Below are 18,613 nucleotides of genomic sequence, written 5' to 3'. Positions count from 1 at the left end.
GTGGCCCCGTCGGTCAGCGGCCCTCTTCGTAGCGGCGCAGCTGCTCCAGGTCGATCATGCTGGTGTCGAAGAGGCTGGTCTCGTCCAGCGCGCCCTGGTTCTGCTGGGCGGGCACCTGGGGCTGCTGCTGCCAGCCGTAGTCGGGCTGGCCCTGCGGCTGCGGCGGGTACTGGTTCGGGTCGTAGGCGGGCTGCTGGTAGGCCGCGTACGGGTCCGGGACCTGCTGGTAGCCGTAGGGGTCCGGGACCTGCTGGTGGGGCTGCTGCTGCTCCTGGTAGCCGTAGGACGCCTGCGCGTACTCGGCCTGTCCGTACTCCGCCTGCGCGTAGCCCGGCTCGGGGGCCTGTGCGGGCTGCTGCTCCTGGTAGAGGGGCTGCTGGGGCGCCTGCTGCGGCTCCGGGGTGGCGAGTTCGGCGAGTCCGGCCAGATAGTCGGCGTCGCTGGTGTGGCCCTGGGCGCCCGCCGCGTCCTGGGCGGCCATGTGGGCGCCCAGATCGTCGGTGGCGACCCGGCCGTGCAGCTTCTGCCTGCCGCGGCCGACCGCCTCCAGGGTCTTGGCGAGCACCGCCTCGAAGGCGCCGAACTTGGCGTCCACGTACGCGTCCGCCCGCTGCTTCAGCGTCTCGGGGTCGGCGCTGCGCTCGGGGGCCTCGGTGAAGTCGGGGTCCTCGTAGCCCTGCTCGTCCAGGCCCCGGCCCCGGCCGAGCAGCTTCTCGCGGCCCCGGTCCACGGAGCCGATGGTCTTGGTGAGGACGACTTCGAAGTTGGCGAGCTTGCTGTCGACGTAGTCGTCGGCCTCGGCCCGGACCTCCTCGGCCTCGCGGCGGGCCTCGGAGAGAATCCGGTCGGCCTCGCTCTGCGACCGGCGGGCGATCTCGGTCTCGGCGATCAGGGAGGCGCGCTCGGCGTGGGCGGACCGGATGATCCGGTCGGCCTCCTGCCGGGCCTGCTCGGCGAACTGCTCCTGGCCGCCGATCAGCTCCTGGGCCTGGGCGAGCGAGCCGGGCAGGGCCTCGCGCACCTCTTCGAGCATGGCGAGCAGCTCGGCGCGGTTGACCACGCACGAGGCCGACATGGGCATGGCGCGGGCGTTCCCGACCGCTTCGACGATCTCGTCGAGCTTCTTCTGCACGTCCACCGTGTGCTCGCCACTCTCTGCTGCTCTGTTGAAGCTGCTGCTCCGTTGGAGACGGACGGGACGACTGTAAGGCCAGTCGGCGGCCGTCCGACACCTGGTGACGGCCCGTCAGGGGTTCAGCGCTTGCCCAGACGCTCTATGAGCGCCTCGTGGACCGTGGGCGGCAGCAGGTGGGAGACATCGCCGCCCCAGGTCGCGACCTCCTTGACCAGGGAGGACGACAGGAAGCTGTACGTGGGATTGGTCGGTACGAAGAGCGTCTCGACGCCCGAGAGGCCGTTGTTCATCTGGGCCATCTGGAGCTCGTAGTCGAAGTCGCTGACGGCCCGCAGGCCCTTCACGATCGCCGGGATCTCCCGCTGCTTGCAGAAGTCGACCAGCAGTCCGTGGAAGGACTCCACCTCCACGTTGCCGAAGCCGGCGGTGACCTCGCGGATCAGCTCGATCCGCTCGTCGACGGTGAACAGCCCCTTCTTGGACTGGTTGATCATCACCGCCACATGCACCACGTCGTACAGCTTCGAGGCTCGTCCGATGATGTCGAGATGTCCGTTGGTGATGGGGTCGAAAGACCCCGGACAGACGGCGCGGCGCACTGTGATTCCCTCGCTCTCCGGTCCGGTCATCGTGCGTCTTCGCACGTAGCGGCGGCGCGACCGTACCAAAGCGTTCCCTCGCCGTAGCGACGGGCCCGCAGTGGCTCGAATCCGGCGGGCCAGCCGAATTCTCCGCCCCGGGTGCTGCGTTCCACGGTGACGAGCGCATCGTCCGTGAGCCACCCCTGGGCACGGAGTGTGAGCAGGATCTCGCGAAGATCGTCGTCGGTGACGGCGTACGGCGGGTCCAGGAAGACGACGTCGTACGGGTCCGAGGGCGCCGGTCCGGTCACGATCTGCTCGGCTCTGCCGGTCCGTACCTCGGCGCCGGGCAGACCGAGGGTGCGGACGTTGTCCCGGACGGTGCGCACCGCCTTCTGGTCCGCCTCGACGAGCAGGGCGTGCACCGCGCCCCGGGAGAGCGCTTCGAGGCCGACGGCGCCCGATCCGGCGTACAGGTCGGCGACCCGGATGCCTTCGAGGGTGCCGAGCAGCGCTTCCCAGGTGGAGAACAGGCCCTCCCGCGCACGGTCGGAGGTGGGGCGGGTGCCGGTGCCGGGCGGTACGGCCAGGCGGCGTCCGCCGGCCGATCCGGCGATCACGCGGGTCATGGGTGTCGGGTCCTCGGGGTCGGGGGCGTGCGGGAGACGGCTCGCGGTGGGCGCGTGCCGCCCGTACGCGAGTGGATACGGGCCCGCCCGTACGCGAGCCGGGTGCGGCCGCCCGTACGCGATCGGGTACGGGCCGTCCGTACGCGAGCCGGGTGCGGGCTGTCCGTCCACGATATGGCGTGCGGCCCGCACCGGCAGGGCGGCCCCCGGGCGCTCACCCCTTGTCGAGATACTCCTCCCGGTCCTTGTCCAGCAGCGCGGCCAGCACCGTGCGCAGCTCCGGCAGGTGCTCCAGCTCCGGGTCGGCGGCGACGATCGCGACGGCCTCCTCGCGGGCGGCGGCGATCACCTCCTCGTCGTCGATGACGGTGAGCATCCGCAGCGAGGAGCGCACCCCGGACTGGGCCTGGCCGAGCACATCGCCCTCGCGGCGCTGCTCCAGGTCGATCCGGGAGAGCTCGAAGCCGTCCAGGGTGGCGGCGACGGCGGAGAGGCGGGCGCGGGCGGGGCTCGCCTCGTGGGCCTCGCTGACCAGCAGGCAGAGCCCGGGGGCCGAGCCGCGGCCGACCCGGCCGCGGAGCTGGTGGAGCTGGGAGACGCCGAACCGGTCGGCGTCCATGATCACCATGGCGGTGGCGTTGGGGACGTTGACGCCGACCTCGATGACGGTGGTGGCGACCAGGACGTGGACGTCCCCGGCGGCGAACCGGCGCATCACGTCGTCCTTCTCGTCGGGGTGCATCCGCCCGTGGAGCACCTCGACGCCCAGCCCGGCCAGCGCGCCCTTCCGCAGCTCGTCCGCGACCTCCAGGACGGCGAGCGGGGGCCGCTTCTCGGGGTCCTCCTCGGCCGCCTTCGTGGCCTTGGCCTTCTTCGCGCCCTTCCCGTCCTCCTCGGCCTCGTCCCCGATGCGGGGGCAGACCACGTACGCCTGGTGGCCGTTCTCCACCTCCTCAGCGACGCGTTCCCAGGCGCGGGCGAGGAAGTGCGGCTTGTCCTTGGCGGGGACGACATGGCTGGCGATCGGGGAGCGGCCGGCCGGGAGCTGGTCGAGGACGGAGGTCTCCAGGTCGCCGAAGACCGTCATCGCGACCGTACGGGGAATGGGGGTGGCGGTCATGACGAGGAGGTGGGGCGGCTGCTTGCCCTTGGAGCGGAGGGCGTCGCGCTGTTCGACGCCGAAGCGGTGCTGCTCGTCCACCACGACCAGGCCCAGATCGTGGAACTGGACCTTGTCCTCGATGAGGGCGTGGGTGCCGATGACGATCCCGGCCTCGCCGGTGACCAGGTCGAGCAGGGCCTGCCTGCGGGCGGCCGTCCCCATGGAGCCGGTGAGGAGCACGACCTTGGTCCCCCGGTCCGAGCCGCCCAGCATGCCGCCTTCCGCCAGCTCGCCCATCATCTCAGTGATCGAGCGGTGGTGCTGCTGGGCCAGGACTTCGGTCGGGGCGAGCATCGCGGCCTGGCCGCCCGCGTCGACCACGGCGAGCATGGCGCGCAGGGCCACCATCGTCTTCCCCGATCCCACCTCCCCCTGGAGGAGGCGGTGCATCGGGTGCTCGGTGGCCAGATCGTCGAAGATCTCCTTGCTGACCTTCTGCTGGCCCTCGGTGAGGGTGAACGGCAGCTTGGCGTCGAACGCGTCCAGCAGGCCGTCGGCCACGGGGCGGCGGGCGACGGCGGGCAGCTGGGTGTCGGCGTACCGGCGGCGGGCCAGGGCGACCTGGAGGACGAACGCCTCGTCCCACTTGAGCCGGGCCCTGGCATCCTCGATGTCGGCCTTGGTCTGCGGCCGGTGCACCTTGAGCAGGGCCTCGGGCAGCGGGGTGAAGCCGCGCCCCTCGCGCAGGGAGGCGGGCAGCGGGTCCACCGCGTCCCGCGCGCTGGGCAGGACGGCGTCCACGGCCTTGGCGATGCGCCAGGAGTCGAGCTGCTTGCAGGCGGGGTAGATCGGCAGCAGCCGTCCGGCGAAGGCGTCCACGGCCTCGGTCGCCTCGTCGGCGTCGGAGGCGTCGAGCAGTTGGTACGTGGGGTGGGCGAGCTGCATCTTGCGGTTGAAGACGGAGACCTTGCCCGCGAACATCGCCTGGCGGCCCGGGAGGAGCTCCTTGTGCGGCTTGTGGACGCCGTGGCCGAAGAAGACCAGCTGGAGACGGCCGCTGCCGTCGGTCAGGGTGACCTCCAGGCGCTTGCCCCGGCCGTTGTTGAACATCAGGATGCGGGCGTCGGCGACCTGGGCGACCACCGTGACGTGCTCGTCCAGCGGGAGGTCGGCCAGCGCGGTCAGCCTGCCGCGCTCCTCGTACCGCCGCGGGTAGTGGTGCAGCAGATCACCGACCGTGTGCAGGTCGAGGTGTTCGGCCATCACCTTCGCGGTGGCTCCGCCGAGCAGCTTCTTGAGAGGTTCATCGAACGAGGACACGCGATCCATTGCACACCACGGCACTGACATCCGTCCGCCGGGCGCGGCTGCGGGGCGCCTACTCGACGCCGATCAGCAGCGGTGCGCGCTGGTGGCCGCCCCGGTAGACCACGGTGTCCACGGCGAGATGGCCCTCGCGTACGTGCTCCTCCAGCGCGTCGGCGAGCGCGTCCGGGACGTCCTCGCCGAGGACCAGGGTGACCAGTTCGCCGCCTGCCGCCAGCATCCGGTCCAGCACCGTACGGGCGGTGCCCTGGACGTCGGCGCCGATCACGGCCACGTCCCCGTCGATCAGGCCGAGGATGTCCCCGGCCTGGCAGATGCCCGCCATGGTCCACGACTGGTGCTCGGCGACGGCCAGTTCGGCGTAGCGGGTGGCCCCGGCGGCGGCCGTCATGGCGACCACGTCCTCGTCGAAGCCCCGGTCAGGCTCGTGGACGGCGAGGGCGGCGATGCCCTGGACGGCGGCGCGGGTGGGGACGAGGGCGACCCGGACCCCCTCGGTCCTGGCCTGTTCGGCGGCGGCGGCGGCCGTGTGGCGCAGGGCCGCGTCGTTGGGCAGCAGCACCACCTCGCGGGCGTGGGCGCGGCGGATGGCGTCGACCAGTTCGCCGCTGGCGGGGGGTTCGCCGGGGCGGGCGATCACGGTGGTGGCACCGGCCTCGGTGCAGAGCCCGGCCAGTCCGTCGCCGGGGACCACGACGACGACGGCGCGCTGGGCGGGTTCGGCCTGGACGCGGACGTCGTGGCCGCTCTCGGTGGCGAAGTGGGTGATCCGGATGCGGTACGGCCGCCCGGCCTCGACGCCCGCCTCCACGGCGGCCCCGGCGTCGTCGACATGGACGTGGACGTGCCAGAGCCCGTCGCCGCCCACCACGACCAGGGAGTCGCCGAGCGCGTCGAGCCGGGTGCGCAGCCGGTCCACCTGCTCGTCACGGGCCTCCAGGAGGTAGATCACCTCGAAGGCGGGCCCGCCTCCCCCGGCGTCCTCGGGGCAGTCGAGCGGCCCCTCGGCGGACCCACCGCCCAGCGGAACCGGAACGCCCCCCACCGGCAGCCCCACCACCGACCCGCCGTCCACGGGCGCCGCCTTCCCGGAACCGGAAGCGGAACCGGAGCCCGAACCGGAACCGGCGCGGGCCCCCCGAACCGGAGCCTGCCCCGTCACCGCCTCCACCAGCGCGCCCAGGACCGCCACCAGACCGCGCCCCCCGGCGTCCACGACCCCGGCCCGGCCGAGCACGGCGAGCTGCTCCGGGGTCCTCGCCAGGGCGGCGCGCGCGCCCTCGTACGCGGCGCTCACCACCGCGCGCAACTCCCGCTCCTCGCCCTCCGCCGCTTCGGCCGCCGCCGTGGCGACGGTCAGCACCGTGCCCTCCACCGGGTGGGCGACGGCCTGCCGGGCGGCCGAGGCGGCCCGGCTCAGGGCGAGCCGCAGATGGGCCGCGTCACCGCCGTCGGCGAGCACCCCGGCCATACCGCGCAGCAGCTGGGCCAGGATCGTGCCGGAGTTCCCGCGCGCGCCGATCAGGGCGCCGTGCGCCATGGCGCGTACGGCGTCGGCGGTGGCGGGCGTGGTGGTGCCGGTCTCATGGGCGGCGAAGACCGCTTCGACGGCGGCAGCGGCGGACTCGAGCGTCAGATAGAGGTTGGTCCCGGTGTCCCCGTCGGCGATGGGGTAGACGTTGATCGCGTCGATCTCCGCGCGCTCCCGGCCCAGGGCCTCCAGGGCCAGTGAGCACCAGGTGCGCACCGCGACGGCGTCCAGGTCGTCGGGGAGCTGCGGCACCGATGGTCCTCCTTGAAGCGGCCGTGGCAACGGGCTGCACCGCAGGTTAGCCCGCCTGCCGGGGTCCGGGCAGGGACAGGGGGCGGGAGGGCCGTGGGCCGACCCGTGGTAGTTTCGTATCTCCGGAGCAGGCGTTGTATGCTGCTCCGGTTGCCCGATGAGAGTCGGGCCATTCCTCCGGTACCGCCACTTCAGTCAAATGATTCCGGCGCGCCGGAATTCACTGTAAGTGCATCTGAAGTCTTTGGAGTGACCCGTGGCTGCCAACTGCGACGTTTGCGGCAAGGGGCCGAGCTTCGGCAACAGCATTTCGCACTCGCACCGCCGTACGTCCCGTCGCTGGAATCCCAACATCCAGCGCGTGCGTGCCGTGGTCGGTCGGACGCCGAAGCGGCTCAACGTCTGCACCTCGTGCATCAAGGCCGGCAAGGTCGCGCGCTGACGTCTCCGTCGTAGCGCAGCCTTCCGGTTGCCCGAAAAGCCGGTCCACCTCGGTGGACCGGCTTTTTGCTGTGCTCACCCGGCGGTGCCCGGCCGGCCGGCCGGGAGGGCGATCACCCGGCCGACCGGGTCCGCCAGCCGTGGTCGACCGGGCCGATGCCGCCGCCGAGCGCGAATCCGGCGCGGATGGCGCCGGTGACGTACGCCTTCGCGCCCTCCACCGCCGTCGGCACGTCCTGACCGAGCGCGAGCCCGGAGGCGACGGCGGAGGCGAGGGTGCAGCCGGTGCCGTGGGTGTGCCGGTTGTCGTACCGGGGGGCGCGCAGCCAGTGCTCCGCGCTCCCGTCGGTGAGCAGGTCCACCGCCTCGCCCGGCAGGTGGCCGCCCTTGATCAGCGCCCAGCGCGGCCCGAACGCGAGGATCTCCTCGGCGGCCCGGCGCATCCCGCCCTCGTCGGTGACCGTGACCCCGGTGAGCTGGGCCACCTCGTCGAGGTTCGGGGTGGCCACGGTGGCGACGGGCAGGAGCTTCGTCCGTACGGAGTCGAGCGCCTCGGCGGCGAGCAGCGCGTCGCCGTGCTTGGAGACCCCGACCGGGTCGACGACCACGGGGGCGTCCGTCCCGGCGAGGAGTTCCGCGACGGTCTCCACGAGCGCGGCCGAGGCGAGCATCCCGGTCTTCACCGCCTGGACGCCGATGTCGTCGACGACGCTGCGGTACTGGGCGCGTACGGCGTCCACCGGAAGCTCCCACGCGCCCTGGACGCCGAGGGAGTTCTGTGCGGTGACGGCGGTGAGCACGCTCATGCCGTGCACACCGAGGGCGAGCATGGTCTTCAGGTCGGCCTGAATCCCCGCACCGCCGCCGGAGTCGGAACCGGCGACGGTGAGCACGCGGGGCGGTACAGCGGTACGTATGGGCATGCGCAGCAATCTAGTACGCGCACGCGTGCGCCAAGGGATCACGTGTGCGCCAAAGGGCCACGCGTGAGCCCTGCGACCGACCGGCCGCGCCGCCCTAGTAGGTGTCCTCGATGGCGCCGAAGTGGTCCCAGCCGCCCGTGCTGGTCCAGGGGGCGCCGTCCACGGTGACCTGGGGCAGCGCGGAGGGGTTGAGGACCTCGCCGATCACCTTCCAGCGGGCGGGGAGCTTGGCGTCCGGCGGGAAGGTGGCCACGATGGCGTGGTCCTCTCCCCCGGTCAGCACCCACTGGAGCGGGTCGACGCCGACGGCCTGGCCGATGTCGGACATCTGCGAGGGGATGTCGATGAGGCCGGAGCGCAGGTCGATACGGACCTTGCTGGCCTCCGCGATGTGCCCGAGGTCCGCGACGAGCCCGTCGCTGACGTCGGTCATGGCGGTGGCGCCGAGCCCGGCGGCGGCGGGGCCCGCGTGATACGGGGGCTCCGGGCGGCGGTGGGCCTCGACGAAGGCGCGGGGCGAGCGGAAGCCCCGGGAGAGCACGGCGTACCCGGCGGCGGACCAGCCGAGCCAGCCGGTGACGGCGACGACATCGCCGGGGCGTGCGCCGGCGCGGGTGACCGGCTCGTGGTTGCGCAGGTCGCCGAGGGCCGTGATGGAGACGGTGATGGTGTCACCGCCGACCACATCGCCGCCGACGACGGCCGCGCCCGCCACCTGGCACTCGTCCCGCAGCCCGTCCATCAGTTCGGCGGCCCAGGTGACCGGGAGGTCGGCGGGGACGACGAGGCCGAGGAGCAGCGCGGTGGGCACGGCGCCCATGGCCGCGATGTCGGCGAGGTTCTGGGCCGCCGCCTTGCGGCCGACGTCGTACGCCGTCGACCAGTCGCGGCGGAAGTGCCGCCCTTCCAGCAGGATGTCCGTACTGGCCACGACCCTGCGGTCGGGAGCGGCCACGACCGCGGCGTCGTCGCCGGGCCCCAGCCGTACCGCCGGTGTGGTGGTGAGCCGGGACGTGAGCTCTCTGATGAGCCCGAACTCCCCCAACTCGCCCACGGTTCCCTTCACCGAGTCTCACCTCTCCTTTATCGCCCCGGACACCCGTCCGGGCCCCCGGTCGCGAGCCGTCACTGCTGTCGGTACCGTCAGGAGGACCGTCGGTACCGTCAAGGGATACGTCAACTTCCGCACTCCGCACGCCACGCTGTGGACGTCACACGTCCCGTAGGTCTCCCCGTCACCCTCGGCAACGCGATAACGTGGCGTCCCTTTCCCCCACATGATCCTCGTGGCCGCCCTGGAGGTTCCGTGGTACAGGCGTACATCCTTATTCAGACCGAGGTGGGCAAGGCGTCGATCGTCGCCGAGACCATCTCCAGGATTCCGGGAGTCATCCAGGCAGAGGACGTCACCGGTCCGTACGACGTGATCGTGCGGGCCCAGTCCGACACGGTCGACGCGCTCGGCCGCATGGTGGTCGCCAAAGTGCAGCAGGTGGACGGCATCACGCGCACCCTGACCTGTCCGGTCGTCCACCTCTGACCCCCGTCCGGGACCGCGCGGGACGCGCGGCCCTCGACCGCGGTTCCCCGCCCCGGCACCGTGATCCTCCGCGCGCTGACGGGGCGATCGTACTGCCCCGCGGCGCCCCCCTGTCCACGTCCGCGGCGCCCCCGGTCCATGGAGAGCACCGGCCCACGCCGGAAGGCCGGGACGGCCACCGCCGTCCCGGCCTTCCGGGTCTCTCAGCGCAGTCCGGTGGAGCGGGTCAACGCGGCCTGGATCAGCCGGTCGACCAGCTCCTGGTAGCTCACACCGCTCTCCTGCCACATGCGCGGATACATGGAGATCGGGGTGAACCCCGGCAGGGTGTTGATCTCGTTGATGACGAAGGTGCCGTCCTCGGTGAGGAAGAAGTCGGCGCGCACCAGCCCCTCGCAGGAGGTGGCGTCGAAGGCGGCGACGGCGAGCCGCTGGACCTCGGCGGTCTGCTCCTCGGTGAGCGGGGCGGGCACCAGACCGGTGGCGGAGTCGATGTACTTCGCCTCGAAGTCGTAGAACTCGTGCGCGGTGACCGGGGGGATCTCGGCGGGCACGCTGGCGCGCGGCCCGTCCTCGAACTCCAGCACGCCGCACTCGATCTCGCGCCCGCGCAGCAGCGACTCCACGAGGAACTTGGGGTCGTGGCGGCGGGCCTCCTCGATCGCCGCGTCGAGCCCTTCGAGGCCGTCGACCTTGGTGATGCCCATGGAGGAGCCGCCCCGGGCGGGCTTCACGAAGAGCGGCCAGCCGTGCTCACTGGCGAAGTCCACGATCCGCTTGCGTACGGCGGCGGGGTCGCGGTCCCACTCGCGGGGGCGGACGACCTCGTACGGTCCGACCGGCAGCCCGAAGGAGAGGAAGACGCGCTTCATGTACTCCTTGTCCTGGCCGACGGCCGAGGCGAGGACGCCCGCGCCGACGTAGGGCACGCCGGAGAGCTCCAGCAGCCCCTGGAGGGTGCCGTCCTCCCCGTACGGGCCGTGCAGCACGGGGAAGACCACGTCGACCTCGCCGAGCGCCTTGGGCACCGAGCCGGGTTCGCTGTAGACGACCTCGCGGCTGCCCGGGTCCACGGAGAGCACCACGCTGCCCTCGGTGGACTCGGCGAGCCGGTCCACGTCGGGGACCTTGCGGTCGATGATGGCCATGCGTTCGGGCTCGTCGGCGGTGAGCGCCCAGCGGCCGTCCGTCGTGATGCCGATCGGCAGGACGTCGTACTTCGTCCGGTCGATGGCCTTCATGACGGCGCCGGCCGTGACGACCGAGATGCCGTGTTCGGAGCTGCGGCCGCCGAACACGACGGCCACACGCGGCTTACGGCGCTGCTGCTCAGGGCTCTCGGCGCGCTCAGGGCTCTGGGGGAGGTTCTCGCTGCTCATATCGCGATGAGCGTACCTGCTGGTAAAGGAGGAGTCAGCGCCGCTCGGCCTTGGCGCTCCGCGACATCAGCTCCTTCACCGCGACGACCGGGGACTTGCCCTCGTGGACGATCGAGACGACCGTCTCCGTGATGGGCATGTCGACCCCGTGCCGACGGGCCAGGTCCAGGACCGACTGGCAGGACTTGACGCCCTCGGCGGTCTGCTTGGTGACGGCGATCGTCTCCTGGAGCGTCATGCCCCGGCCGAGGTTGGTGCCGAAGGTGTGGTTGCGCGAGAGCGGCGAGGAGCAGGTGGCCACCAGGTCGCCCAGGCCCGCGAGTCCGGAGAACGTCAGCGGGTCGGCGCCCATGGCCACGCCCAGGCGGGTGGTCTCGGCCAGGCCCCGGGTGATGAGGGAGCCCTTGGTGTTGTCGCCGAGGCCCATGCCGTCCGCGATGCCGACGGCGAGGCCGATGACGTTCTTCACGGCGCCGCCGAGCTCGCAGCCCACCACGTCGGTGTTGGTGTAGGGCCGGAAGTACGGGGTGTGGCAGGCGGCCTGGAGGCGCTGGGCGACGGACTCGTCGGCGCAGGCGACGACGGCGGCGGCGGGGCGGCGCTCGGCGATCTCCTTGGCGAGGTTGGGGCCGGAGACGACGGCGATGCGGTCGGCGGAGACCTTGGTGACGTCCGCGATCACCTCGCTCATCAGCTCGGCGGTGCCCAGCTCGACGCCCTTCATCAGGGAGACCAGGACGGTGTCCGGCTCCAGGTGGGGGGCCCAGTCGGCGAGGTTGGCGCGCAGGGTCTGGGACGGTACGACCAGGAAGGCGAACTCGGCCCCGCGCAGCGCCTCGGCGGGGTCGGTGGTGGCGCGGATGGTGCCGGGGAGCTCGATGCCCGGCAGGTAGTCCGGGTTGGTGTGCGTGGTGTTGACGGCCTCGGCGACCTCGGCGCGGCGGCCCCACAGGGTGACCTCGCAGCCCGCGTCGGCGAGGATCACGGCGAACGCCGTACCCCATGAGCCGGTTCCGAAGACGGCTGCTTTTACGGGGTGCGTCACGTGGTTCCCTTTCCCTGCGCCCTGCGCCGTTGTTCAGCGCGGGCTTTGCGGTGATCGTAGAGCTCGGCGGGGGCCTTCTCCCCGCGTACGTCCTCCAGCTGCCGGGTGATCGCGGCCATGATGACCTCGGTGGCCTGGCGCAGCACCTCGGGCGTCGGCTCGACGTCGTAGAAACGGCTGAGGTCGACGGGCGGTCCGGCCTGCACCTGGAGGGTCTTGCGGGGGAACAGCCGGAGCTTGTTCTCCTTGGCGTACGGCGGCATCACCTGGTTGGCGCCCCACTGGGCGACGGGGATGACCGGGGCCCTGGTCATCAGCGCGACGCGGGCGGCGCCGGTCTTGCCCGCCATCGGCCACATCCGCGGGTCGCGGGTGAGGGTGCCCTCGGGGTAGAAGGCGACGCACTCGCCGCGCTCGATGGCCTCGACGGCGGCCCGGAAGGCGTCCAGGGCGTTGGTCGTCTCGCGGTAGACGGGGATCTGGCCGGTGCCGCGCAGCATCATCCCGACGAAGGGGGTGCGGAAGAGGCCCGCCTTCGCCAGGAACCGGGGCACGCGTCCGGTGTTGTACTGGAAGTGGCCGTAGGAGAGCGGGTCCAGATAGGAGTTGTGGTTGACGGCACTGATGAATCCGCCGTCGGCCGGAATGTGCTCCATCCCCCGCCAGTCGCGCTTGAACAGAACCACCAATGGCGGCTTGGCGATAACCGCCGCCAGGCGGTACCAGAAGCCGATTCTGCGGCGGGACACTCGGACACCTTCCTCTAAGGACCTCATCGGAACTCGACCTGTTGTCGGCTACTGACGGTCAAGTCTCGCCCCAGGCCCCTCCTCTGTCGAGAACACCGTACGCCTCACTTTCGGGCCCGGTCCTCCGGGTTGTCGTACCGGCAGGCGAGAATAAGTCCTCCTGCGTACGGAGGGGGAGATCGCCACGAACACCGATCCGGCGGCGTCCTGGTCCCTGGTCGTTCCGCTCAAACCGCTCGCACGGGCCAAGAGCCGCCTGGGCCGGGCGGCGGGCGAGCCCGCGCGGCCCCGCCTCGCCCTGGCCTTCGCCCAGGACACGGTGGCCGCGGCGCTCTCCTGTGCCCGGGTGCGGGATGTGGTGGTCGTCACGGACGACGCGGCGGCGGGGGCGGCCCTTTCGGCGCTCGGCGCGCGGATCGTGGCGGACGTCCCGGCGGCCGGGCTCAACGCGGCGCTGGCGTACGGGGCCCGCTCGGTGCGGGCCCTCGCGCCCGGCGCCCCGGTGGCCGCTCTGAACGCGGATCTGCCGGCGCTGCGCCCCGCGGAATTGGCTCGGGTGCTCGATTTTGCCTCCGCTTTTCCTCGCGCATTTCTCCGGGACGCGGCGGGAATCGGGACGACATTTCTGTCCTGCGGCGGGGGTACGGAATTGCGCCCGGCTTTCGGCGGGCGGTCGGCCGCCCGGCATCTGGCTTCGGGGGCGGTGGAAATAGCGCTGCCCGGTGTCGACTCGGTGCGCCGGGACGTGGATACGGGCGAGGACCTCACGGTGGCCCTGGCCCTCGGGACGGGCCCGCACACCGGGCGGGTCTGCTCGGCGCTCTGCCGCGCCCCGGGCCGATAGGCTGCCGCCCATGCAGGCGACCTCGTACACGTACGACCCCGAGACCCGTACCGGCAGCGTGCTGCTGGACGACGGCACCCCGGTGGAGTTCGACGCCCCGGCCTTCGACGCGGGCGGCCTGCTGCTGCTGCGTCCGGGGCAGCGGGTGCGGATCGAGGGCGAGGGCACGGGGGCCGGTCTGCGGATCACCCTGGTGACGTTGCAGACGTTCTAGGAGACGCCCCGCGTTCCGGAAGGCGTCCTGGAAGGCGTCCCGGGCGGCCTCACTGGGCCGAACGGGTTCCGGACAGCCCGCGGGCCGGGCTCCCCCGGAGGGGAGCCCGGCCCGGCGCGTTTCTGGAAGCGATCGGTTACCCGGTCACTTCTTGCGTGCGGTGGCCTTCTTGGCCGTGGTGGTGCGCGCGGTGGTCTTCTTCGCGGGCGCCTTCTTCGCCGTGGCCTTCTTGGCGGGCGCGGTCTTCTTGGCCGTGGCGGTGGCCTTCTTGGCCGTCGCGGTCGCCTTCTTCGCGGCCGGGGTGGCCTTCTTCGCCGTGGCGGTCGCCTTCTTGGCGGTGGCCTTCTTGGCGGTGGCGGTGGTCTTCTTCGCCGGTGCCACGGTCTTCTTGGCGGTGGTCTTCTTCGCCGTGGCCTTCTTGGCGGCCGACTTCTTGGCGGCGGCGGCCTTGACCGTCGTACGGGCGGCGGAAGATCCGCCCGACAGGCTGCCCTTGGGGGCCTTCTTCACGGCCACGTCGTTCTTGGGGAGCTTCTTGGAGCCGCTCACCAGGTCCTTGAACCCCTGACCCGCGCGGAAGCGGGGCACCGAGGTCTTCTTGACCCGGACGCGCTCACCCGTCTGCGGGTTGCGGGCGTACCGGGCGGGGCGGTCGACCTTCTCGAACGAGCCGAAGCCGGTGACCGAGACACGGTCCCCGGCGACCACGGCACGGACGATCGCGTCGAGTACCGCGTCGACAGCGTCCGCGGCCTGCTGACGGCCGCCGACCTTGTCGGCAATCGCTTCTACGAGCTGCGCCTTGTTCACGTCTTCCCCTTCGGAGACATTGCCAGAACGAAAGTGTTCAAGCTTTTTCGCACGTTAGGCAGATATATACCGCAAATCAAACACGAAACGGGCTAATCACCCTAGTGCCGCAACGAAGTCGACCGATGCGCAGTTCCACGTGTCAGTCACCTTCGGGGAATCGGCCCTCATCGAGGTCCTTCATCAACCGGTCCAGACGCCTTGCCGCGTCCGGGAGATCGTGCTTCGCCGCGGCCGTGACGACCAGCAGCTTCCGGGACAGCGCCATCCGTACGCCCTCCGGGACTTGCAGTGCACGCACCTTCGCGTGCGCTTCCTTCAATCGGTCGGCGACTTGGCCGTAAAGCTTGAGTTGGCTGTCGCGTTCCATGCACCGATTGTGCCATCTGGGGCGAGTTGTCGCCCGAGGGGGGCTCAACAAGCGACTGCGCCCCCTGCCGGGAGGCAGGGGGCGCAGTCATGGAAAAGCGCTGCTCAGGCGTCAATTGTACGCGGTTTGTGGGTCGGCCTGGCCGCCTCGTAAGCCGCGATGTCCGCTTCGTTCTGAAGGGTGAGGCTGATGTCGTCGAGGCCGTTGAGCAGCCGCCAGCGGGCGTTCTCGTCCAGCTCGAAGTCGGCCGTGATGCCTTCGGCGCGGACCTGGCGGGCCTCCAGGTCGACGGTGATCTCGGCGGTCGGGTCGGCCTCGCTCAGCTCCCACAGGGCGTCGACGACCTGCTGCTCCAGGACCACGGTCAGCAGGCCGTTCTTCAGCGAGTTGCCACGGAAGATGTCGGCGAAGCGGGCGGAGACGACGGCCTTGAAGCCGTAGTTCTGGAGCGCCCAGACGGCGTGTTCGCGGGAGGAGCCCGTACCGAAGTCGGGACCGGCCACCAGGACCGAGGCGCCCTGCCGCTCGGGGCGGTTGAGGACGAAGTCGGGGTCTTTGCGCCAGGCTTCGAAGAGGCCGTCCTCGAACCCGTCGCGGGTGACCTTCTTCAGCCAGTGGGCGGGGATGATCTGGTCGGTGTCGACGTTGCTGCGGCGCAGCGGGACGGCCCGGCCGGTGTGTGCGGTGAAGGCTTCCATGGCTATGCGACTCCGGCGGGGGTACGGGTGTCGGACAGGTCGGCGGGCGAGGCCAGATGGCCCAGTACGGCGGTGGCGGCGGCGACCTGGGGCGAGACCAGGTGGGTCCGGCCGCCCTTGCCCTGCCGTCCCTCGAAGTTGCGGTTCGAGGTGGAGGCGGAGCGCTCGCCGGGGGCCAGCTGGTCGGGGTTCATACCGAGGCACATCGAGCAACCCGCGTGCCGCCATTCGGCGCCGGCCCCGGTGAAGACCTTGTCCAGGCCCTCGGAGACGGCCTGGAGGGCGACCCGGACCGAGCCGGGGACGACCAGCATCCGCACGCCGTCGGCGACTTTGCGGCCCTCCAGGATCGAGGCGGCGTTGCGCAGGTCCTCGATGCGGCCGTTGGTGCACGAACCTACGAAGACGGTGTCCACGCTGATCTCGCGCAGCGGCTGCCCGGCGGTCAACCCCATGTACTCCAGGGCCTTTTCGGCGGCGTTGCGCTCCGAGGCGTCCTCGTACGAAGCAGGGTCGGGGACGTTCGCGGAGAGCGGCGCGCCCTGGCCCGGGTTGGTGCCCCAGGTGACGAACGGGGCCAGTTCGGTGGCGTCGATGACGACCTCGGCGTCGAACACCGCGTCGTCGTCGGAGCGCAGGGTCTTCCAGTACGCCACGGCGGCGTCCCACTCCGCGCCCTTGGGGGCGGCGTCGCGGCCCTCCAGATAGGCGAAGGTGGTCTCGTCCGGGGCGATCATGCCCGCGCGGGCACCGGCCTCGATCGACATGTTGCAGATGGTCATCCGGGCCTCCATCGAGAGCTTCTCGATGGCGGAGCCGCGGTATTCGAGGATGTAGCCCTGGCCGCCGCCGGTGCCGATCCGGGTGATGATCGCCAGGATCAGGTCCTTGGCCGTGACGTCCTCGGGCAGTTCGCCCTCGACGGTGATGGCCATGGTCCTCGGCCGGGCCAGCGGCAGCGTCTGGGTGGCCAGGACGTGCTCCACCTGGCTGGTGCCGATGCCGAACGCCAGCGCGCCGAACGCCCCGTGCGTGGAGGTGTGGGAGTCGCCGCAGACCACGGTGGTGCCGGGCTGGGTCAGGCCCAGCTGGGGGCCGACCACGTGCACGACGCCCTGCTCGACATCGCCGAGCGGGTGCAGCCGGACGCCGAACTCCGCGCAGTTCTTGCGCAGGGTCTCCAGCTGGGCGCGGGAGACCGGGTCGGCGATCGGCTTGTCGATGTCGAGGGTCGGGGTGTTGTGGTCCTCGGTGGCGATGGTGAGGTCGAGCCGTCGCACCGGGCGCCCCGCCTGGCGCAGACCGTCGAACGCCTGCGGGCTGGTCACCTCGTGGAGCAGGTGCAGATCGATGAAGAGAAGGTCGGGCTCGCCCTCCGCGCGCCGGACGACATGGTCGTCCCAGACCTTTTCCGCGAGTGTCCTACCCATCGCTTTCCCTCCGGCCGGCGCCTTCGCCGGCCCAACTAGAGATTCGGTGCGCCGCCGTCCGGAATCCTCGTGCGGGGCGGTGGCCGCGGGCCGTTGTGGGGCCGCCTCTACAGGTTCGCAACTTCCGCTGAAAATTGAACTTGCGTTTCACAGAGTGAGACGGGAGTATCGTCGTATGGACAACTCTAGCGGCGTCGGCGTTCTCGACAAGGCAGCTCTGGTACTGAGCGCTCTGGAGTCCGGTCCGGCCACCCTCGCCGGGCTGGTCGCGGCGACAGGGCTCGCACGGCCCACGGCCCACCGTCTGGCCGTGGCACTGGAACACCACCGGATGGTGGCGAGGGACATGCAGGGCCGGTTCATTCTCGGCCCCCGGCTGTCGGAACTGGCAGCCGCGGCGGGCGAGGACCGCCTGCTGGCCACGGCCGGACCCGTACTCACCCACCTGCGCGACATCACCGGCGAGAGCGCCCAGCTCTACCGCCGGCAGGGCGACATGCGCATCTGCGTGGCGGCGGCGGAGCGGCTGTCCGGACTCCGGGACACGGTGCCGGTCGGCTCCACGCTCACCATGAAGGCGGGATCGTCGGCCCAGATCCTGATGGCCTGGGAGGAGCCGGAGCGCCTGCACCGGGGCCTCCAGGGGGCCAGGTTCACGGCGACGGCGCTCTCCGGCGTACGGCGGCGGGGCTGGGCCCAGTCGATCGGCGAGCGGGAGCCGGGCGTCGCCTCGGTCTCCGCCCCGGTGCGCGGCCCGTCGAACCGGGTGGTCGCCGCCGTCTCGGTCTCCGGACCGATCGAGCGGCTCACCCGCCACCCGGGCCGGATGCACGCCCAGGCGGTCATCGACTCGGCGGCCCGGCTGAGCGAGGCCCTGCGCCGCTCGGGCTGACACCCGTCCCGTCACGCGCCCGGGGGCACGCTCAGCCCGCCCGCGCCGACGGACACCCCTGCCGGGCACGCCCCACCGGGCAGCCCGCGCACCCGCCCCTGCCCCTCCCGTACACAGATCCCCTCCGGAAGGCCGCCCCAGCGCCGTGGCGGCCCTTTTTCTTCCCCGGACGACCTCGACTACACGGCTTCCCCGGACGACCGGTGGGCGAGACGGTCCACCGCCCTGCGGCCCCGCGCCCGGACCGGCAGCACCTCGGTCGCCGCGGCCAGACCGTAGGGCGGCATGTCGGCGTAGATCGACTCATAGCCGCCCTCGGGCACGATGTAGCTCTCGTGCCAGAGCCCCACGTGCTGCCGGGACTTCTTCTCCTTGCGGTTGATGATCGCCCAGGCCCGGCGGTGGAACATGTCGGGCGCGGAGGCGTACGCGTACAGCTTCTCCCGCGACTCCCAGTACTGGACGACGTAGTACGTGCGCGGCGAGCCGGTCAGCAGGGTGTAGCCGAGCAGTCCGCGGCTCGGGTCCCTGGTCAACTCCCGCAGCATGCGCGGCATCGCGGCGAGGACGGGCAGCCAGTGGTGGATGCCCCGGAAGTGGTTGATGCGCATCCCGATCAGCAGGACGACGACCTCGCCCTCGGCTCCCGCCGTCATCCGGCCGGGTATCGGTTTCGCGAACACGGTGTGCCTCCATTCGTTGGAGAGTGCCACTATCCAATG

Annotated in this window: 20 protein-coding genes; 5 read left to right on the top strand and 15 right to left on the bottom strand. The window is 71.6% G+C overall.

Going from position 1 to position 18,613, the window contains the following annotated elements; all coding sequences use genetic code 11:
• Positions 1–13: 13 nt before the first annotated feature.
• From B7C62_27250 to B7C62_27230, 5 genes are all read right to left on the bottom strand, one after another.
• The gene (locus tag B7C62_27250) at positions 14–1,138 is read right to left on the bottom strand and encodes a cell division initiation protein (GenBank protein ID ARF75537.1); all 1,125 of its coding nucleotides are present in this window, start codon (positions 1,136–1,138) and stop codon (positions 14–16) included.
• Positions 1,139–1,254: 116 nt separating this feature from the next.
• Positions 1,255–1,764: a pantetheine-phosphate adenylyltransferase gene (locus tag B7C62_27245; protein ARF75536.1), complete on the bottom strand. Its 510-nt coding sequence runs from the start codon at positions 1,762–1,764 to the stop codon at positions 1,255–1,257.
• A complete protein-coding gene (locus tag B7C62_27240; protein ID ARF75535.1) occupies positions 1,761–2,345 on the bottom strand; it encodes a 16S rRNA (guanine(966)-N(2))-methyltransferase RsmD in 585 nt (194 codons plus the stop codon). Before B7C62_27240 ends, B7C62_27245 begins: the two co-directional genes overlap by 4 nt.
• A 214-nt stretch (positions 2,346–2,559) precedes the next feature.
• Positions 2,560–4,767: an ATP-dependent DNA helicase RecG gene (locus B7C62_27235; protein ARF75534.1), complete on the bottom strand. Its 2,208-nt coding sequence runs from the start codon at positions 4,765–4,767 to the stop codon at positions 2,560–2,562.
• A gap of 58 nt (positions 4,768–4,825) precedes the next feature.
• On the bottom strand, positions 4,826–6,556 hold the full coding sequence (locus tag B7C62_27230) for a dihydroxyacetone kinase (protein ID ARF75533.1): 1,731 nt from the start codon (positions 6,554–6,556) through the stop codon (positions 4,826–4,828).
• A gap of 256 nt (positions 6,557–6,812) precedes the next feature.
• Between B7C62_27230 and B7C62_27225 the strand changes: the two genes are divergently transcribed.
• Positions 6,813–6,998: a 50S ribosomal protein L28 gene (locus B7C62_27225; protein ID ARF75532.1), complete on the top strand. Its 186-nt coding sequence runs from the start codon at positions 6,813–6,815 to the stop codon at positions 6,996–6,998.
• 112 nt (positions 6,999–7,110) lie between these two features.
• On the opposite strand, the gene B7C62_27220 is transcribed toward B7C62_27225, so the two are convergent.
• Entirely contained in the window at positions 7,111–7,920 is an 810-nt protein-coding gene (locus tag B7C62_27220) for a bifunctional hydroxymethylpyrimidine kinase/phosphomethylpyrimidine kinase (GenBank protein ID ARF75531.1), read from the bottom strand.
• 94 nt (positions 7,921–8,014) lie between these two features.
• A complete protein-coding gene (locus tag B7C62_27215) occupies positions 8,015–8,986 on the bottom strand; it encodes a thiamine-phosphate kinase (GenBank protein ID ARF75530.1) in 972 nt (323 codons plus the stop codon).
• 240 nt (positions 8,987–9,226) lie between these two features.
• On the opposite strand from B7C62_27215, the gene B7C62_27210 reads away from it, so the two are divergent.
• Positions 9,227–9,460, top strand: coding sequence for an AsnC family transcriptional regulator (locus B7C62_27210; GenBank protein ARF75529.1), 234 nt, complete (start codon positions 9,227–9,229; stop codon positions 9,458–9,460).
• Positions 9,461–9,663: 203 nt separating this feature from the next.
• On the opposite strand, the gene B7C62_27205 is transcribed toward B7C62_27210, so the two are convergent.
• Genes B7C62_27205 through B7C62_27195 form a run of 3 tightly spaced genes read right to left on the bottom strand, consistent with a single transcriptional unit; the run spans position 9,664 to position 12,633 of the window.
• Positions 9,664–10,839 carry a D-alanine--D-alanine ligase A gene (locus tag B7C62_27205; GenBank protein ARF75528.1) on the bottom strand — a complete coding sequence of 392 codons (1,176 nt, stop codon included), beginning with the start codon at positions 10,837–10,839 and terminating at the stop codon, positions 9,664–9,666.
• Between the two features lie 34 nt (positions 10,840–10,873).
• On the bottom strand, positions 10,874–11,884 hold the full coding sequence (locus B7C62_27200) for a glycerol-3-phosphate dehydrogenase (GenBank protein ARF75527.1): 1,011 nt from the start codon (positions 11,882–11,884) through the stop codon (positions 10,874–10,876).
• Positions 11,881–12,633: a 1-acyl-sn-glycerol-3-phosphate acyltransferase gene (locus B7C62_27195; GenBank protein ID ARF75526.1), complete on the bottom strand. Its 753-nt coding sequence runs from the start codon at positions 12,631–12,633 to the stop codon at positions 11,881–11,883. The genes B7C62_27200 and B7C62_27195 overlap by 4 nt, the downstream gene beginning before the upstream one ends.
• A gap of 160 nt (positions 12,634–12,793) precedes the next feature.
• On the opposite strand from B7C62_27195, the gene B7C62_27190 reads away from it, so the two are divergent.
• Positions 12,794–13,477 carry a 2-phospho-L-lactate guanylyltransferase gene (locus B7C62_27190; GenBank protein ARF75525.1) on the top strand — a complete coding sequence of 228 codons (684 nt, stop codon included), beginning with the start codon at positions 12,794–12,796 and terminating at the stop codon, positions 13,475–13,477.
• A 10-nt stretch (positions 13,478–13,487) separates the two neighbouring features.
• Positions 13,488–13,691, top strand: coding sequence for a hypothetical protein (locus B7C62_27185; GenBank protein ARF75524.1), 204 nt, complete (start codon positions 13,488–13,490; stop codon positions 13,689–13,691).
• 144 nt (positions 13,692–13,835) lie between these two features.
• Here B7C62_27185 and B7C62_27180 read toward each other — a convergent pair whose 3' ends face one another.
• The 4 genes from B7C62_27180 to B7C62_27165 all read right to left on the bottom strand — a co-directional run bounded on the left by B7C62_27180 (position 13,836) and on the right by B7C62_27165 (position 16,999).
• Positions 13,836–14,501: a DNA-binding protein gene (locus B7C62_27180; protein ID ARF75523.1), complete on the bottom strand. Its 666-nt coding sequence runs from the start codon at positions 14,499–14,501 to the stop codon at positions 13,836–13,838.
• Between the two features lie 142 nt (positions 14,502–14,643).
• Positions 14,644–14,871 (bottom strand): hypothetical protein, encoded by a 228-nt coding sequence (locus B7C62_27175; GenBank protein ARF75522.1) that lies wholly within the window; start codon positions 14,869–14,871, stop codon positions 14,644–14,646.
• Between the two features lie 104 nt (positions 14,872–14,975).
• A complete protein-coding gene (locus tag B7C62_27170) occupies positions 14,976–15,569 on the bottom strand; it encodes a 3-isopropylmalate dehydratase small subunit (GenBank protein ID ARF75521.1) in 594 nt (197 codons plus the stop codon).
• A gap of 2 nt (positions 15,570–15,571) precedes the next feature.
• A complete protein-coding gene (locus tag B7C62_27165; protein ID ARF75520.1) occupies positions 15,572–16,999 on the bottom strand; it encodes a 3-isopropylmalate dehydratase large subunit in 1,428 nt (475 codons plus the stop codon).
• Positions 17,000–17,174: 175 nt separating this feature from the next.
• Here B7C62_27165 and B7C62_27160 point away from each other — a divergent pair, with 175 nt between their 5' ends.
• Positions 17,175–17,891, top strand: coding sequence for an IclR family transcriptional regulator (locus B7C62_27160; protein ARF75519.1), 717 nt, complete (start codon positions 17,175–17,177; stop codon positions 17,889–17,891).
• Between the two features lie 179 nt (positions 17,892–18,070).
• On the opposite strand, the gene B7C62_27155 is transcribed toward B7C62_27160, so the two are convergent.
• Positions 18,071–18,574 (bottom strand): hypothetical protein, encoded by a 504-nt coding sequence (locus B7C62_27155; GenBank protein ID ARF75518.1) that lies wholly within the window; start codon positions 18,572–18,574, stop codon positions 18,071–18,073.
• Between the last annotated feature and the right edge of the window lie 39 nt (positions 18,575–18,613).

The organism is Kitasatospora albolonga (assembly GCA_002082585.1).
Lineage (GTDB): Bacteria > Actinomycetota > Actinomycetes > Streptomycetales > Streptomycetaceae > Streptomyces > Streptomyces stephensoniae.
This window is presented reverse-complemented; position numbering and strand designations above follow the sequence as displayed.